The 16,217-nt window shown below is 60.0% G+C and carries 14 protein-coding genes and 1 tRNA gene; 8 read left to right on the plus strand and 7 right to left on the minus strand.

Annotation, left to right across the window (positions count from 1 at the left end):
• Positions 1–87 precede the first annotated feature (87 nt).
• The 4 genes from AAAB35_RS12005 (at position 88) to AAAB35_RS12020 (ending at position 4,417) form a co-directional block, all read left to right on the plus strand.
• On the plus strand, positions 88–1,461 hold the full coding sequence (locus tag AAAB35_RS12005) for a glutamate--cysteine ligase (RefSeq protein ID WP_340668535.1): 1,374 nt from the start codon (positions 88–90) through the stop codon (positions 1,459–1,461).
• A gap of 13 nt (positions 1,462–1,474) precedes the next feature.
• Positions 1,475–2,218: an SDR family oxidoreductase gene (locus AAAB35_RS12010; protein ID WP_340668514.1), complete on the plus strand. Its 744-nt coding sequence runs from the start codon at positions 1,475–1,477 to the stop codon at positions 2,216–2,218.
• An 87-nt stretch (positions 2,219–2,305) separates the two neighbouring features.
• Complete coding sequence (locus tag AAAB35_RS12015) at positions 2,306–3,244, plus strand: phosphoribosylaminoimidazolesuccinocarboxamide synthase (protein WP_340668515.1); 939 nt, start codon at positions 2,306–2,308, stop codon at positions 3,242–3,244.
• A gap of 135 nt (positions 3,245–3,379) precedes the next feature.
• Positions 3,380–4,417 carry a DUF937 domain-containing protein gene (locus AAAB35_RS12020; RefSeq protein WP_340668516.1) on the plus strand — a complete coding sequence of 346 codons (1,038 nt, stop codon included), beginning with the start codon at positions 3,380–3,382 and terminating at the stop codon, positions 4,415–4,417.
• 110 nt (positions 4,418–4,527) lie between these two features.
• Here the strand turns inward: AAAB35_RS12020 and AAAB35_RS12025 are convergent, their stop codons facing one another.
• Positions 4,528–4,845: a DUF1127 domain-containing protein gene (locus AAAB35_RS12025; RefSeq protein ID WP_340668517.1), complete on the minus strand. Its 318-nt coding sequence runs from the start codon at positions 4,843–4,845 to the stop codon at positions 4,528–4,530.
• A 169-nt stretch (positions 4,846–5,014) separates the two neighbouring features.
• Here AAAB35_RS12025 and AAAB35_RS12030 point away from each other — a divergent pair, with 169 nt between their 5' ends.
• Complete coding sequence (locus tag AAAB35_RS12030; RefSeq protein WP_340668518.1) at positions 5,015–5,971, plus strand: LysR substrate-binding domain-containing protein; 957 nt, start codon at positions 5,015–5,017, stop codon at positions 5,969–5,971.
• Positions 5,972–5,980: 9 nt separating this feature from the next.
• On the opposite strand, the gene AAAB35_RS12035 is transcribed toward AAAB35_RS12030, so the two are convergent.
• Positions 5,981–6,571 (minus strand): DUF2585 domain-containing protein, encoded by a 591-nt coding sequence (locus AAAB35_RS12035; RefSeq protein ID WP_340668519.1) that lies wholly within the window; start codon positions 6,569–6,571, stop codon positions 5,981–5,983.
• 110 nt (positions 6,572–6,681) lie between these two features.
• On the opposite strand from AAAB35_RS12035, the gene xseA reads away from it, so the two are divergent.
• Positions 6,682–8,262 (plus strand): exodeoxyribonuclease VII large subunit, encoded by a 1,581-nt coding sequence (gene xseA, locus AAAB35_RS12040; RefSeq protein WP_340668520.1) that lies wholly within the window; start codon positions 6,682–6,684, stop codon positions 8,260–8,262.
• Here xseA and AAAB35_RS12045 read toward each other — a convergent pair whose 3' ends face one another.
• The 3 genes from AAAB35_RS12045 to AAAB35_RS12055 are packed head-to-tail and all read right to left on the minus strand — an operon-like array spanning position 8,263 to position 11,409.
• Positions 8,263–9,360, minus strand: coding sequence for an ABC transporter substrate-binding protein (locus tag AAAB35_RS12045; protein WP_340668521.1), 1,098 nt, complete (start codon positions 9,358–9,360; stop codon positions 8,263–8,265).
• Entirely contained in the window at positions 9,357–10,742 is a 1,386-nt protein-coding gene (locus AAAB35_RS12050) for a sensor histidine kinase (RefSeq protein ID WP_340668522.1), read from the minus strand. Before AAAB35_RS12050 ends, AAAB35_RS12045 begins: the two co-directional genes overlap by 4 nt.
• Positions 10,732–11,409 carry a response regulator transcription factor gene (locus tag AAAB35_RS12055; RefSeq protein ID WP_340668523.1) on the minus strand — a complete coding sequence of 226 codons (678 nt, stop codon included), beginning with the start codon at positions 11,407–11,409 and terminating at the stop codon, positions 10,732–10,734. The genes AAAB35_RS12050 and AAAB35_RS12055 overlap by 11 nt, the downstream gene beginning before the upstream one ends.
• Positions 11,410–11,606: 197 nt before the next feature.
• Between AAAB35_RS12055 and AAAB35_RS12060 the strand changes: the two genes are divergently transcribed.
• Positions 11,607–11,927 (plus strand): hypothetical protein, encoded by a 321-nt coding sequence (locus AAAB35_RS12060; RefSeq protein WP_340668524.1) that lies wholly within the window; start codon positions 11,607–11,609, stop codon positions 11,925–11,927.
• Between the two features lie 70 nt (positions 11,928–11,997).
• On the opposite strand, the gene AAAB35_RS12065 is transcribed toward AAAB35_RS12060, so the two are convergent.
• Together AAAB35_RS12065 and AAAB35_RS12070 are read right to left on the minus strand one after the other, a co-directional pair.
• Positions 11,998–12,074 (minus strand) — tRNA-His (locus AAAB35_RS12065).
• Positions 12,075–12,297: 223 nt separating this feature from the next.
• On the minus strand, positions 12,298–12,753 hold the full coding sequence (locus AAAB35_RS12070; protein ID WP_340668525.1) for a phasin: 456 nt from the start codon (positions 12,751–12,753) through the stop codon (positions 12,298–12,300).
• 307 nt (positions 12,754–13,060) lie between these two features.
• Between AAAB35_RS12070 and AAAB35_RS12075 the strand changes: the two genes are divergently transcribed.
• On the plus strand, positions 13,061–16,186 hold the full coding sequence (locus AAAB35_RS12075; RefSeq protein ID WP_340668536.1) for a PAS domain S-box protein: 3,126 nt from the start codon (positions 13,061–13,063) through the stop codon (positions 16,184–16,186).
• Positions 16,187–16,217: the final 31 nt, after the last annotated feature.

The raw sequence follows: 16,217 nt of genomic DNA on the forward strand, positions 1-16,217 counted from the left end.
GGGACGATAAAAGAAATTCGCTTGCGCTCCTGCCTGAAAACGGCCAATCACGCGCAACCATCTTCATCCAAGCGGGAAGCACCGTCCATGGCGCGCGACACGACAGACGAAACACCGATCTCGACGACCGAAGAATTGGCTGCCTATCTTGCCGCGGGATCAAAACCGGAGTCCGCCTGGCGCATCGGCACGGAACACGAGAAGTTTCCCTTTTATACCGAAGACAATGGCCCGGTGCCCTATGACGGCCCGCGCGGCATTCGTGCGATTCTCGAAGGCATGCAATCGAAACTCGGCTGGGAGCCGATTATCGACGAAGGCAATATCATCGGGCTGGTGGAGCCTACTGGCCAGGGGGCGATTTCGCTCGAACCCGGCGGACAGTTCGAACTCTCCGGCGCGCCGCTTTTGTCGATCCACCAGACATGCCGGGAATCCAATGCGCATCTCGCCCAGGTGCGGGAAATTGCCGAACCGCTCGGTATTCGCTTCCTCGGACTTGGCGGCAGTCCAAAATGGACCCTTGCCGAAACGCCGCGCATGCCGAAGTCGCGCTATAACATCATGACCAATTATATGCCGAAGGTCGGCAAGGACGGTCTCAACATGATGTACCGCACCTGCACGATCCAGGTGAACCTCGACTTCGCGTCCGAGACCGACATGCGCCGCAAGATGCAAGTTTCCGTGAAGCTGCAATCGATTGCCACGGCGCTTTTCGCCATGTCGCCCTTCACCGAGGGCAAGCCCAATGGTCTGCTCTCCTGGCGCTCCAACATCTGGCGCGACACGGACAACAACCGCTCGGGCGTTCTGCCATTCGTTTTCAACGAGAATTTCGGGTTTGCGGATTACGTCGAATGGGCACTGGACGTCCCGATGTACTTTGTCATGCGCCATGGCCGATATCACGACTGCACACACGTTACGTTCCGCCAGTTCATGCAAGGCGCACTCAAGGACGAGATTCCTGAAGGTGAGCCCAACATGGGTGATTGGGCCAACCATCTTTCGACGCTTTTCCCGGAAGTGCGCCTGAAGCGCTTTCTCGAAATGCGTGGCGCGGACGGTGGTCCGTGGCGGCGCATTTGCGCCCTTCCCGCCTTTTGGGTCGGCCTGCTCTACGATGCCGAAGCGTTGAATGCCGCCGAGGCGATGACCAATGACTGGACCTATCCGGAAGTCCAGGCCCTGCGCGACGAAGTACCGGCGAAGGGCCTCGAAGTGACCTTCCGCAACCGGGCCGTCCGAGAGATCGCGGCCGATGCGCTCGCCATCTCGCGCCTTGGCCTCAAAAATCGCGCGCGCCTCAACAGCGAAGGTTTCGACGAAACCCACTATCTCGCCTCGCTTGAAGAGGTCGTTGCGCGCGGCACGACATCGGCCGAACAAATGCTATCCCAGTATCACTCGGTATGGGGCAGTTCAGTTGAACCTGCATTCCTCGAATATGCCTATTGAGGGAATTGCGAATATGACCAAGACCATCCTTGTCACCGGCGCCAGTCGCGGCATTGGCCGTTCCGTCGCAATCCTTGCCGGCCAAAAGGGCTGGTCGGTTGCGGTGAACTATGTCGGCAACCGAGCTGCCGCCGAGGAGGTCGTTGCCGCAATCGTGCAAGCCGGTGGTAAGGCCAAGGCGATCCAGGGCGATGTCTCGGTCGAGGCCGATGTGCTCTCTGTGTTCGAGCAGGCGACTGAACTCGGCAAACTGGACGGCGTGGTCGTCAATGCAGGTATCGTTGCCCCCGCATCGAAGCTGATGGACATGGATACGGGGCGGATGCGCCGCATCTTCGACGTCAATGTGCTTGGCGCCTATCTCTGCGCCCGCGAAGCTGTTCGCCACCTTGCACGCTCGCGCGGCGGCAATGGGGGATCGATCGTGCTGCTTTCTTCCGCCGCAGCGCGGCTGGGCGGGCCTAACGAATATGTCGACTATGCCGGCTCAAAGGGCGCGATGGATGCCCTTACCGTCGGTCTTTCCAAGGAGGTCGGCCCTGAAGGCATTCGCGTCAACGCAGTCCGGCCCGGATTGATCGAAACGGATATCCATGCAAGCGGCGGCCAGCCGGATCGTGCCCAGCGCCTCGGCGTTACGGCGCCGCTTGGCCGGCCTGGAACGGCGGACGAAGTCGGCGAATCCATCGTCTGGCTCCTGAGCGATGCTTCGTCCTATGTAACCGGCTCGCTCCTCGACGTGACCGGCGGCCGGTAAAATATACTGATCCAACAATTTTGACTCGCCACGTCCTGCATATGTGTTATGCGGGGCGATATCGTTTCCAGCGGATTTTCTGACATCATGGCAAAGTTCAAAGCGTTGGCGGAAGCCTATATTCCCGAGTTGCCCAACTACTATCGGGGCAAGGTTCGCGAGAACTACGATCTCGCCGACGGCCGGCGCATCATCATTGCAACGGACAGGATAAGTGCCTTCGACCGTATCCTTGCCGCAATCCCCTTGAAGGGCCAGGTGCTGACGCAGACGGCGCGGTACCAATTCGAGCACACCGCCGACATCTGCCCCAACCATGTTATCGAATATCCGGATCCGAACGTGCTTGTCTGTCGCAAGTTGACGATCCTTCCCGTCGAGATCGTCGTGCGCGGTTATCTTGCCGGCACGACGGGAACGTCGATCCTGACGCTTTACAAAGCCGGCAAGCGCGACATGTACGGTTTCACCCTGCCCGACGGAATGCAGGACAATGAGAAGCTTCCCGCTCCGATCATCACGCCGACATCCAAAGCGTTTGACGGCGGACATGACGAGCCTCTGACGGCGGAGGAGATCCTCTCTCAAAGTCTCCTTGCGAAAGACCAATGGGAGACGGTTTCCAGTTACGCTCTCAAGCTCTTCGCGCGCGGCCAGGAAATCGCGGCCAGCCGCGGCCTGATCCTTGCAGACACGAAATACGAGTTCGGCATGGACGACGCCGGCAACATCCTGCTTGCCGATGAAATCCACACGCCGGATTCCAGCCGCTATTGGTTTGCAGACAGCTATGCCCCGGGCAAGCGGCCTGTCAGCTTCGACAAGGACTTCGTGCGCAACTGGGTGGTCGAACGCTGCGATCCCTACAAGGACGACATCCCGGAAATTCCCGAAGACGTGATCGATGCGACCACCAAGGTCTATATCCACGCCTATGAGACGATCACCAACCGGTCGTTCGACCCGGGCGAAGTGGACGCCGATCCGCTCGAGCGTATTCGAGGAAATTTGGCGCGGTTTTTTTAGCTAGCGCGATGCCCACTTCCGGGCAGCTGGATCGTGGCGGTGCCACAAAGAGCGAAACACCGGAATTATCATTGAATTAAATACTGGTGCGGCGCTAAGCTCCCTTCAGGCCTAGTGCGAAGGAGGATCGCCGCCATGAATCTCGTAGACATGTTTCTCAAGGGACAAGGGGGCCAGAATATCGAGGCGCTTTCCCGCCAGTTCAACCTGTCCCAACAGCAGACCGTTGCCGCCATCGAAGCGCTGATGCCGGCTTTCTCGCAGGGACTGCAGCGCAATGCCGCCGATCCTATGGGGTTTGGTGCCTTCATCCAGGCGCTTTCCGCCGGCCAGCACACCAACTATTTCGACAATCCGCAGGCCGCTTTCAATTCGTCGGGCGTTGCCAACGGTAACAACATTCTCGGCCAGCTTTTTGGGTCCAAAGACCTTTCACGCGCCGTCGCCGATCACGCGGCGCAGATGACGGGTCTTGGCGCGCAAACAATGAAGCAGATGCTGCCCGTCGTTGCGTCGATGATGATGGGTGGCCTCTACAACAAATCGACCGGCCAGTTTGCGGCTTCGGGGCTCGGCGGCGGCAATGTTATTGGCGATCTCATCGAACAGATGATGCGGCAAGGCGGGAGCGCCATGGGCGGCGGACAACCCGCGCCGGGCCGCCAGAGCGCGCCAGACGCCTCCGCAAATCCTTGGGGCCAGATTCTCGAGAGTATGTTCGGTGGTGGAGCCGGGCAGCAACGCCCGGGCCAAGGACAGGCCAACCCGCTCGGCAACAATCCGCTCGGCCAGATATTCGAGGAAATGATGCGGGGAGGTATCCCTGGCGCACAACAAGCGCCGGCCCCGCGTGGTCGCGCGCCACAGGACGATGCACCGCAGGATACTGCCCAGGGGCAGAATCCTTTCGGAGATAACCCCCTCGGAAAAATCTTCGAGGAGATGCTCGGCGGCGCCCAGCGCAGCGCTCAGCCGCAACCGCAACCGCAGCCGCAAGCGAAGCAGCGTCAGGCGCAACCCGATCCCGATGCTCCGCCGCCGACGTCCGACAATCCACTCAAGGACATACTCGGTCAGATGTTCGACACCGGCCGACAGGCGAATGAGCAGTACCAGAAGGGACTAGAGTCCATTTTCGATCAATATCTGCGCGGCATGGATCGCAACCGCTGAAAAGAAAAAGCCCGGCCACGTTGCAAATGCAAGGTGGGCCGGGCAGTAGGCAGGCGAGGCGCCGGGAGGGGATTCCGGCGTGAATGGGCGCCTGCTAACCAGTCAGGTCCTCAGATGATGCTGCGCGCTGCGCGGACGCGGCTGCGAATGTCAGCCAACGCACCCAAGCGTTCGCTTGGATCATCGAGCAATGAGGTACCAATAGCCGAATGCAGATCAGCTCGGGTGACACCGATGTCGTGCAGCATCTCGTCACTCCATTCGCCAAGGCTCATGATCGTTTTACGATTGCGGCGAGCGACGATCAAACGGGTGACAAAGTTGGCCACTTGCGATGCAAATCCTGCGATCGGGCGGGTGAAACCGGTTACTTCAGTCATTCTAGTCGTCGTCGTCATCGCCGTTACTCCTTTGGTGGCGCTGATCAAGAAAGTTGAACCGCGCAGGAACCATTTCCCACGCACCACGCTTGGCCTCTATCGTGCCAGCGCTTCCTGAACATGCACAGGATGATCCATAAGAATTGATTATTCAAACGAATGTTTTTAATGTAAACGTTCAATAATAATGATGGGTGAGCCACTTGGGAGCACGACCATGAACGCACCGCTTGATCTCGACCAGTTGCAGACATTTACTGCCATTGCCGACCTTGGCAGCTTCACCAAAGCAGCGGACAAGGTGAACAAGACGCAATCGGCAGTTTCAATGCAGATGCGCCGCCTGGAGGAACGGGTAGCCAAGCCGCTCTTTGAACGGGACGGGCGTACCAACCGACTTACCGAGGACGGCGAACGCCTCCTCGCCTATGCGCGGCGCATGCTCCAGCTCAACAATGAAACCATCGCGGCCTTTGATGATACGCAGCTCCAGGGCCATATCCGGATCGGCACCCCCGACGACTACGCTGACCGCTTCCTGCCGGAGATCATGGCGCGGTTCTCCCGCTCCAATCCGCGGGTTGAACTCTCCGTCGTCTGCGAGCCGACCGTCAATCTCGACGAAATGATCCGCAAAGGGCAGCTCGATATCGCGCTTGTCACCCAGTGCGACGAACAGCGACGCTCGGAAGTGGTGCGCAGCGAGCAACTCCTCTGGGTGACGTCCGCACATCACAATGTCCACGAGGAACAGGTGTTGCCGCTTGCCGTGGGTCGGCCGACCTGCATCTGGCGTGCCGCGGCTATCGACGTACTCGACAGGATGGATCATGACTACCGCATTCTCTTTACGAGTTGGTCGGCGACCGTACTCGCGGCGGCGGTGCTCGCGGGTCTCGCGGTCTCGATCCTTCCCGAGTGCGCCCTGCGCCCGGGCATGCGCGTATTAACCGAGGCGGATGGTTTTGGCCGCCTGCCGGAATTTGGCATCGGCATCATGCGCGGGCATACCAAGCCTTCGGCCATCGTCGATGCGTTGGCGCAGCACATTGTCGAAAGCCTCGACAATCTGTCCATGCCAACCCCGGTCACCCTCACCCAGGCGGCCGCGCCGGTGCTTGCGAACCAGAGGCTGCGTCAGGTGCGCGCTACCGAACTCGTACCGGGCTGGTGAGCGCAGGGATCACATCCCGCCTTGCCAGACTTTTACGGCGTCGAGCGGATAGAGCAGCATAAGGACGTTGAGCGTGAGATTGTCGCGGATGACCCAGGCTGCGAGAAGCTCGAAGAAGATCGCCAAAATTACAGTCATCCATATGGGCGCACGGGCGGCAAAGAAGAAACCGATGACCATGAACAGGATGTCGGACACGGAATTGAGAACGCTGTCGCCGACGTAGCCTAGTGCGATGGTCGCCTCGCGGTACCGATTGATGACCATGTCGGTGTTCTCGAAGATCTCCCAGGAGGCTTCGATCAGAATTGCGATCAACAGGCGCGCGCCCAACGGCATTCTTCGGGCGACCAGCCAGAGAAGCCCGTAGAAGAGAAAGCCGTGAATGACATGCGACAGCGTGTACCAATCGGCGATGTGCTGCGAATTGTCAGATGAGTTGGTCTCGCCCACCCACAGTTTTATCGTCCCGCAGGTACAGATCGGGTTGCGGCCCATCAGCAAAAGAATTGCCGCCGCTGCGGCGATCATCAGCGCTCCGATCAACAGATAGTGGCGCAATTTCAGTCGGTTGGCGGTGACCGATGCTGTTGCCGACATGGCGACTCCTTTTTTTCCCAAGTTAAAGGCGATATCGCTTCAGCTAGCAATGGCACTATTGGCGATTTGACGAGACTTGACCTTGTTTCCCACCCCGATAGTTATAGGTCATGAGCGAAGTGCCCGAATCTGCCTCCAATGTTGCCGAATATACCGTCTCCGAAATATCCGGTGCGCTGAAACGCACGGTTGAGGATGCTTTCGGCCATGTTCGCGTGCGCGGTGAGATTTCCGGCTATCGTGGCCCGCATTCTTCCGGCCATGCCTATCTTTCGCTGAAGGACGACAAGGCCCGCATCGAAGCGGTGATTTGGCGCAGCGCCATGAGCCGCCTGCGTTTTCAGCCGGAAGAAGGCATGGAGGTCATCGCCACCGGCAAGCTGACCACCTATCCCGGCTCCTCCAAATACCAGATCGTCATCGAACAGATGGAGCCGGCCGGGGCCGGCGCGCTGATGGCCCTTCTCGACGAGCGAAAGCGCAGGCTTGGCGCCGAAGGTCTTTTTGACGCTGCAGCCAAGCGGGCGCTGCCCTTCATGCCACGCATCATCGGCGTCGTGACCTCGCCGACAGGTGCAGTCATCCACGACATCATCCATCGGATCACGGACCGTTTTCCGCTGCATGTGCTGGTCTGGCCGGTACGCGTCCAGGGAGAGACGGCCGGTGCCGAGGTCGCCAACGCCATCAATGGTTTCAACAGGTTGGACAGCGACACCCTTCCCCGCCCCGATGTCCTGATCGTTGCACGCGGGGGCGGCAGCCTTGAGGACCTCTGGGGTTTCAACGACGAGGCCGTCGTGCGTGCAGTCGCAGCGTCGCGCATCCCCGTCATTTCAGCGGTCGGACACGAGACAGATTGGACGCTGATCGACCTTGTCGCAGACGTGCGCGCCCCGACGCCGACGGGCGCGGCCGAAATGGCTGTGCCGGTCAAGGCAGATCTTCAGGCGCACATCGCCATGATGGGGGCTCGGCTTGCGGCCGGCATGTCGCGCTATCTTAACCGCCGGCGCGAAACCCAGCGTGCGCTTTCGCGGGCGCTGCCCTCTGCTGATCAATTGCTTGCCCTGCCCCGGCGGCATTTCGACGAGACGGCAGCGCGTCTTACCCGCGCATTGCATGCGAACACGCAGAAGAAGCGCGGTCATTTCGATGGGCGGGCAAGGCAACTTTCACCGCGCCTCCTTCAACAAAGATTGCGCGAGAAACGGCGGGAGACCGGGATTCTGGCCGTGCGCTTGCCGCGTGCGCTGGATGTCTTCATGCGGGATGCGCGCGCCCTCTACCACAGGCGAACGGGCCGTCTTTCGATCGAATCGACCGGACGACGCGCCGAACGCGGGCGTCAGCATTTGCAACAGCTCGACCGACGGGTCGGCCAGTCGATCGATCTCTTGCTCGACCGGGCGAAACGGCGAAGTTTCGAGCTCGAACGCCTGATGCGCACGCTCTCCCACGCAAGCGTTCTGGAACGCGGATTTGCCATCGTGCTTGATACGTCCGGCGCTCCAATCAAGCGGGCAATGGACGTTGCCGGTGGCGACGACCTCACGCTGCGTTTCCAGGATGGGGACGTGCAGGCAGTTGCGACGAACGGAAGCGACCGTCCGCTTCAGGCGAAGTCCGAGCGCCCGACTCAGGTGAAAAAGCCACCCGCGCCAAGCGGTTCACAGGGTTCGCTCTTCTGACTATTCCCGAGTCCAGTCAGGACTGTTCAATTCGATCAACGATTGCGACCAATCATCAATGAATTGCTGGCGCTGAGCCCGGTCCTGCACAGCGAGGAGCGCCGGACCAATGCGGATCGGCTGGGCGATGCCCGACTCTTTGAGGTTTTGCGGCCCGTCGACATCGGGTGGAAGCCCGCCTGTTTCGGTGAAATAGAAAGCATTGGTGCGCGCGATCGACTGGCCACGTTCGGAAAGCAGAAAATCAAGGAACTGCGCACCAAGTTCGGCGTCCTTGGCGCCCTTCGGAATGAGAGCACCACGGCTCAACACCAGCGTGTAGTCGCGCGGGACGACGATGCGCAATTGCGGATGGCGTAGGGCAGCTTCATAGGCATAGGAGCCGAGCATATTGTAGCCGATATAGAGATTGCCCTTGGCGACCTCCTCGATGATTTCGCCAGTACAGCAGCGCGCCACTGCGGAAGCGCGCGCCATACTCTCAAGCAGACGGCCGAACACGGTCGTCGTCTGGCGCGCATCGTTGAAGGCGAGCAGATAGCCGATGCCCGACAAACGAATATCGTAGGTGCCGACACGGCCGCGATAATAGTCGAGCCGTTCGCGCAAAAGGTCGGCGAGTTCGACATGCGTGCGCGGCACTTCCTGAGGCGGGACCAGCCGATTGTTGTAGACGAAAACCGCCGGTTCGTAGGTGAAGCCGAAAACCTCGTCGCGCCAGTTGGCCCATTCGGCGACCTTGGCCGTTTCAGGGGACGTATGGGCCGTCGCGCATCCGTCATTGGCAAGCTTGAGCAGTTGATCAACCGAGGAGGAAAGCAGAAGGTCCCCAAGCGGTTCACCCTTGCGGCAGGCCTCGCTGGCAAGCGAATTCAGTTCGTTCGTCAGGTATTCGGTATAGTCAATGGCGATGCCCGGCGATGATTTCTGAAAAGCCTCGATCAGCGGTTTCATCGCCGCAAGATCAGTTGTCGAGTTGATCGTCAATCGGCCGGTTTCGGTTCCGCTGGCGGGAAATACCGTCGTGTTGTTTTCAGCGGCCTCGGCGCGCAGGAAGCCAAGCACGAAAAGCAGCGTGGCGACGATGAACCTGATCACGTGGCGCCTACTTTGTAGAGTGGAAGGGCAAGAATCACGGTAAATCCCCTTTCGTCGCGGGCTCGGAACTTCAGCGAGCCCCCATGGGCATTGGCTACTTCCAGCGCGATGGCAAAGCCAAGTCCAGAGCTTCCCTCATGCGACTTGGACGTGGCGAAACGCTGTGTCGCCTTCTCCCAGCCTTCCGGCGGTATGCCAGGCCCGTCGTCCTCCACTTCGACGAAGGCCTCGTTATCATTCGCCCTGACGCGCACTTCGAGCCGCTGCCTTGCGCCATGCCGTAGCGCATTGTCGATGACGTTAACGATCGCCTCGCGCAGGCTCACCGCGTCACCAAGGACGAAAGGCCGCTCGTCCGGCGCCTCGAAGGAGATGACGATGTCGGGATCGACCGTAATCGGAATAGCGGCGCGATAGGCGCGGCGTGCCACGTCGACAAGGCTGATGGGCTCCAGTTGCACGGAATCCGCCCGATGAATGACCATGGCGTGGCTCAACAACTGATTGGTGAGCCGCGCCAATTCCCCGGCTCGCTCCTGTACGCGTTCATAGTGCTGGCGACCCGCCTTATCGAGCTTGTCGCCGCCGAGGAGATCGATCTGCGCCGAAAGCGCCGTCAGCGGCGTGCGAATCTGATGAGCCGCATCGGCGATGAAGCGCTGCAGCAGGTCGACACGTTCGTTGAGGCGTCCCATGAAATGATTGATCGAACCAACGAAGGGGTCGAGTTCGCGCGGTACGTCAACGGAAACCGGCGTGAGGTCATGCGGATCGCGGCGGCGCACCGCAGTGCCGAGGCGCTCAACGGGTTGCAAGGCATAGCGAATGGCCAGCATCGCGCCGGCAAAGGCGAGCAGGATCATGATGAGGACGAGGATAGTGGCCCGCAAGGTCAATTCCCGCGTGAGCGCCGAGCGCGCTTCGTTGGTTTGCGCAACGATGACATAGGCCTCGCCCGAGACCGCGGGATCCGCAAGCACGCGTTTTGCACTGGCGATACGAACGTGCTCTCCCTTGTAAAAACCTTCTTCCGCATTCGAAACGTCATCAATGCGGTCGAGCGGAATGGGGCTTTCCAGGTCGTCATAGCCTGTAAGCGTCTGACCATTCGTATTGATGACGCGATAGAAGATACGGTCGCGCTCAGCCAATCCGAGAAGTTCAAACGCCGATGTCGGCAGGCGCACGGTCAGAATTCCATCTTCGACGGCGAGACTTTCGGCCATCTGCAGCGCTGCACCGACGAGCAGCCTGTCATAGGCCTTGTTGGCAGCGGTTTCGGCATAGTACCAGGCGGCGGTGACAAGCAGGGCGGCGCCGATGCCGAGGACAACGGAGATACGGCGGGCAAGCCGGGCGAAGAGCGATCGTTCACGGCGCATCGTCGGAAACCAATTGATAGCCGAGGCCCCGCACCGTCACGATACGCGCTTTGGCCCCTTCGAGCTTCTTGCGCAGCCGACCAACATAAAGCTCGATCGCATTGGCGTTAGCGGCTTCATCGAATCCAAATATCTGATCGAGCAGTTCGTCCTTGCTGAAGACGCGGCCAGGGCGCGCTACCAGTACCTCGAGCAGCGTCAATTCGCGGCGCTTGAGCTGAACTTCGCGCTTTCCGACATGCACCGAACGCGCGGCGCGGTCGACAGCGATATCGCCGCATTTGATGAGATTGGTTGCTTCACCGCCGGTGCGCCTACGCATCAAGACGCGCGCCCGCGCTTCGAGTTCCCGGAAGTCGAAAGGCTTGACCAGATAATCGTCTGCACCGAGATCGAGCGCGCCCACCCGATCATCAATTTCAGAGCGTGCCGTAAGCACGAGAACCGGCACCGCATTGCCGGATTTGCGAATGTGCTTCAGAATTTCAAACCCGTTCATGCCAGGCAGCAAGACGTCGAGTATGACAAGCGCATAATCGGTGAAGTCGATGATTTCCGCAGCGTCGCGCCCATTGGTTTCCCAATCGACGGCATGGCCGGTCGCCTCGAAACGCTTGCATATGGCTTCCCCCACATCGCGCGTGTCTTCTACGAGCAATATACGCATGGCGCTTTCATTGGCACGAAACACCAGAACCCGCAAACATTTCGACGCGCAAGCGTTTTGCCCCATAGGTGTAGCCCGATTGAGCAACATGCTTTCCTGAAAATGCGGGTCATAATGACGTTGCTGGGGTGACACTTCTGCCAGGAGTCTAGAGGGACAGGCTTCCACCGGAACACACCCGGAATTTGGAGGGGATCATGGGGAAGAAATCCAACACTCAATCACTGTCGCGCCGGGCATTTATCGTCGCAGCCGCACTCCTGACATGCGCAGCCGCCGTTGAGGTTACTGCGGCAAAAGGTGGCGGCGGAGGCGGAGGTGGAGGCGGAGGTGGCGGAGGCGGTAAAGGAGGCGGTAGCGGCGGCGGTAGCAGTGGCGGTAGCAGTGGCGGCGGCAAAGGCGGCGGCGGCAAAGGCGGCGGAGGCAAAGGTGGTGGCGGAAACAGCGGTAAGGGCCGGGGCCACGATGGCGACGCATGCACGACCGGACAGGGTACGACATTGTCCAGCTCATGCTGAGCGACCAGGGTCGCAACCGCAAATGCCGAGGCGGCGTTCCGTAAGGAGAAAATGATTCCGATGGGGGAAATGGTACGGTCGGGTGGGCTCGAACCACCGACCTCAGGAGCCACAATCCTGCGCTCTAACCAACTGAGCTACGACCGCGTACCGTCACGATTTTGACAGGCGTCACATACGGAGGATTATCGCTTTTTGCAAGCGCTCGATGCAACAAAGGCAAAAACTAACAGAAAAAAGAAAAGGCCGGGGATGAATCCGGCCTTTTCCCATTCTTGCGAGATCCCGGAGGGAGGGAGGGACCGGGTCTCGCTTCTCCGACGGCTGGGAGGAGGAGTGCCGTCAGAGCTATTTGGTTGTCAGTGGCCTATTAGGCGACCTTGACGTCCTTGAAGGCCTTCTCGACAGCCGTCTTGACCGGTGCTGCGATTTCTTCAGCGGCTTTGGTGGCGACAGCCTGGAATTCCTTGGCCTGGCCGGTGAGGGCTTCTGCCTGCTTGCGAACGAATGCACTCTGCAGTTCGATCACTTCACCAAAGGACTTCACGCCGATCAGCGCTTCGATATGAGCGAAGCTGGCTTCGGTGTTGGCGCGCAGGGCAGCCAATGCCTTCAGCGAAAGAGCGGCAGTGTTGGACTGTGCCGTTTCGAAGGTGGTTTCGAGCGTCTTCTGAGCAGCTTCAGCCTGATCCTTGATCTTGGCATAAGCTTCCTTGGACTGGGCAACGCCCTTCTCGGTGAATTCGCGAACCTGGTCGGTTACAGCGGTGGCATCGAAAGCAGGGATCGAAAACGCATCAGCAGTCTGTTTGGTGGTCTTGCTCATTACAGTGGATCCTTCCTTGGTGCAGATGGTTCTTCCGTCTGCAACTGATTTGATGAACCCCATATAAGGGATTTTTTTGTGCAATGCAACATTTCTTTTGCAACGCACAATCAAGCGCCTGTTTTCTCAATCGAAATTATTATGTGGACGGCCGACACCCCCCGTCCGAAGTTAACTAAACCAAGAGAAAGACATGTAAGATAAGGGGCTGCGAGTGGACGGACGGCGGCCGGATCATTATTAACGAAGTATTAAGACGGCCGCATGAATGCGAACGTCCGCCCTGGGAGTAGCTGGTCGAAATATGGTGTCTGGTACTTATCCTTTCATCGATATTGCAGTTCTCGACGATATTCGCGAGCACTTTGCCAATGGCGATGCGCTGGTGGTCGTCGCGCCTGACCTCGGGTCGATCATATGGGCGAATGGGCGAGGCGCCGCGATGCTGGGCTATGGCTCCATCGATGACATCCTTGGCAGCGACCAGGTATTCGATGTGCGCGCACGGCGCCAGCTGATGGCGCTCGACGGCTTTCCGGCCATTGGCCATGGCCGTATCGTGTCCCTGCGAGTCGCATACGGACTTGCCAGCCGCATACTCACTTTTCAGGCGAGCGACATCGCCTTGCCGGGCGGTGAGCGGGCTATTCTGCTGACTATCGCCGACGGCGAGCGAAGAGGTTCCGACCAGCAGATCGCCGCCCGCGCGATTAAGGGTTTCGGCGACCAAGCCACGCACGCCGCCATGCTCGATCCCACGGGCAAGGTCATGGCCGCTTCCGAACATTTCGGCAGGCTCGGCCTCAGCGACAGGGTGCTCGGCGAGCTCGTGCGCGATGTGCGCCATGAACGCAATCGTCTTGTGAAGCGCCCTGTCCAGACGGCAAACGGCACTGTGCCAACCGGGATTGCGCGACTGACCGATAGTCCCGCCCAGCACCTGCTCTTTGCCGTCGAGACGAGCGCCGGATCGATCCCTGAAGGGAACCAGCCGATCGAACAGCGTCGATCGGCCTCGCCTGAATTATCGCCCGAGAAGGATGCGGGCCCGGGCCAAAATAATTCGCAACCCGCCGCCCTCGCCTTCAATCAAGCGGCGGCAAATACAACTCGGGACGCACGCGATCAGGGGCCTGTCGATCCCGACCTGGTGCGGCCATTCCGCTACGCTTCATCGGAGGTGCCGGTTCGCTTTGTCTGGAAAGTCGACGCCGACGCGCGCTTCAGTGAAATCTCGCCCGAACTTGCAAAAGCGGTCGGCCCTGCCTCTGCCGCCATAATCGGGCGGTCGTTCCGCGACGTGGCTTCCGACTATGGCTTTGCCGGTAGCGAGGAGATCGCATCGCTACTCGAACGCCGTGATACCTGGTCCGGCCGTACGGTGCTCTGGCCGATCGAGGGGACGGAACTTCGCGCTCCGATCGAGCTTGCAGCGCTTCCGATCTATTCCCGCGATCGAACCTTCATGGGTTTCCGCGGCTTTGGCGTCGCCCGAATGAGCGATACTGTCGTTGATCCAAATTCGACCGGCTTGGCGCTTGGCGCAAAGGCCGCCCCGGCGAACGAAATATTGCCCGAGACGCCCGACCCCAGCGATGCATTCGGTGGTGAGAAGCCGGCACTTGCGACTGCGGCCGACAATGTCATTTCTCTCAAGACGCAGCGGCAGCCCCGGGACGAAGGTCGTCTCAATGACGCCGAGCGCAATGCATTCCGGGAGATTGCCGAACGGCTGCGCCGCGAAGTGCTCGCTCCTGGCCAGAACGACGCTGCAGACGCGCCGCCATCCCGCCCCGTTGATAGGGCGTCGGAGCGGGATCAGCCTTTTGCCGCTGCCGATATGGTGCCCGACGCCGAACTTGTCGGGCCGGGATTTGCCATCTCGTCGCGGGGCGATGATTCGGTTGAAGTCCAGAGCCACCCCGGCGCATTTGCCGAGCGCATTCGCGAACAAGCCCGCAAGGGCATCGATACGTCCATTTTGACGGCCCTGCCCCTTCCCGTCCTGATCCACCGCAACGGCCAGATTCTCTATGCCAATCCAGCGCTACTCGCTACGCTTGGCTATGACCGCGCGGAGACAATCAATGATGCCGGCGGTCTTGGGGCACTCTTTGCCGACTTGCCTGAACAGGGCGACGACGGTGATGAGGCAGGCACGAACCTACGCCACAACGACGGTTCGACGTTGCGCATGGCAGCGCACCTCCAGGCTGTGCGATGGGACGATGACGGGGAGCGCGCGCTGCTCCTCGCGCTGTCGCCGCAGCCAGCGGCTGCCGCTGGCGGCATTGAGGAGAATGAAAAGCTTGACCTTCAAACACGCATCGATGAACTGAACGCAATCCTCGACACCGCCACTGATGGTGTCGTCCTGCTCGACGCCGCGGGTTCGATCCGCTCGATCAACCATTCAGCCGCCGCGCTCTTCGGCTACGAACCGGAGGATGTGGCAGGAAAGCCGTTCTCCCTGCTCTTTGCGATAGAAAGCCAGAGGGCCGCTATGGATTACCTCAATAGCCTGTCGGAGAATGGCGTCGCAAGCCTTCTCAACGATGGTCGCGAGGTCATAGGCCGTGAGAGCCAGGGTCGCTTCATTCCGCTGTTCATGACCATCGGCAAGCTCGATGTCTCAAAGGGCTATTGTGCCGTGCTTCGCGACATCACTCATTGGAAGCGAGCCGAAGAGGAACTCGTCAGCGCCAAGCGCGAGGCAGAACGCACATCGAGCCAGAAGAGCGAGTTTCTTGCCCGCATAAGCCACGAAATCCGCACGCCGCTCAACGCGATCATCGGTTTTTCTGAACTCATGGCGGACGAAAAATTCGGGCCGATCGGCAGCGAGCGCTACCGCGACTACCTCAATGATATCAGCCGGTCCGGCAATCACGTGCTTTCTCTCGTCAATGATCTTTTGGATATTTCCAAGATCGAGGCGGGCGCAGTCGAAATGGACTTCGAGGCCGTATCGCTCAACGATGCGCTGACGGAGGCCGTTGCCATCATGCAGCCGCAGGCCAACCGCGAGCGTGTCATCATCAGGTCGAGCCTGACATCGCGCCTGCCGGATATCGTGGCCGATCATCGTTCGATCACGCAGATCGCGCTGAACCTGCTGTCGAACGCCATCCGCTTTACCGGACCGGGCGGTCAGGTCATTGTTTCGACGAGCTACGAGGCGAGCGGCGACGTGCTTCTGCGCGTCCGTGACACCGGCATCGGCATGACCCGGCAGGAGGTCGAGCAGGCGCTACGACCCTACAAGCAGATCACGACCCCGCGCCATGCGCGCACCGACGGCACCGGGCTCGGGCTTCCTCTGACCAAGGCCATGGCAGAGGCAAACCGCGCCAGCTTCAACATCGACTCGACGCCCGGGCGCGGCACCATGGTCGAAATAACGTTCCCGTCCACGCGGGTATTGGCAGAATAGCGCCCAGTCAGCGATCGTTGTTGACCGTGCC

This window comes from Phyllobacterium sp. (assembly GCF_037994425.1).
In the GTDB taxonomy this organism is placed as follows: Bacteria; Pseudomonadota; Alphaproteobacteria; order Rhizobiales; family Rhizobiaceae; genus Phyllobacterium.

Bases quoted from the DNA above. Each gene is read 5' to 3' on its own strand.
- AAAB35_RS12050 (WP_340668522.1), bottom strand. From the start codon at position 10,742: ATGCGCCGTGAACGATCGCTCTTCGCCCGGCTTGCCCGCCGTATCTCC.
- xseA (WP_340668520.1), top strand. From the start codon at position 6,682: ATGAGCGAAGTGCCCGAATCTGCCTCCAATGTTGCCGAATATACCGTC.
- AAAB35_RS12035 (WP_340668519.1), bottom strand. From the start codon at position 6,571: ATGTCGGCAACAGCATCGGTCACCGCCAACCGACTGAAATTGCGCCAC.
- AAAB35_RS12020 (WP_340668516.1), top strand. From the start codon at position 3,380: ATGAATCTCGTAGACATGTTTCTCAAGGGACAAGGGGGCCAGAATATC.
- AAAB35_RS12055 (WP_340668523.1), bottom strand. From the start codon at position 11,409: ATGCGTATATTGCTCGTAGAAGACACGCGCGATGTGGGGGAAGCCATA.
- AAAB35_RS12060 (WP_340668524.1), top strand. From the start codon at position 11,607: ATGGGGAAGAAATCCAACACTCAATCACTGTCGCGCCGGGCATTTATC.
- AAAB35_RS12015 (WP_340668515.1), top strand. From the start codon at position 2,306: ATGGCAAAGTTCAAAGCGTTGGCGGAAGCCTATATTCCCGAGTTGCCC.
- AAAB35_RS12030 (WP_340668518.1), top strand. From the start codon at position 5,015: ATGAACGCACCGCTTGATCTCGACCAGTTGCAGACATTTACTGCCATT.
- AAAB35_RS12005 (WP_340668535.1), top strand. From the start codon at position 88: ATGGCGCGCGACACGACAGACGAAACACCGATCTCGACGACCGAAGAA.
- AAAB35_RS12010 (WP_340668514.1), top strand. From the start codon at position 1,475: ATGACCAAGACCATCCTTGTCACCGGCGCCAGTCGCGGCATTGGCCGT.
- AAAB35_RS12070 (WP_340668525.1), bottom strand. From the start codon at position 12,753: ATGAGCAAGACCACCAAACAGACTGCTGATGCGTTTTCGATCCCTGCT.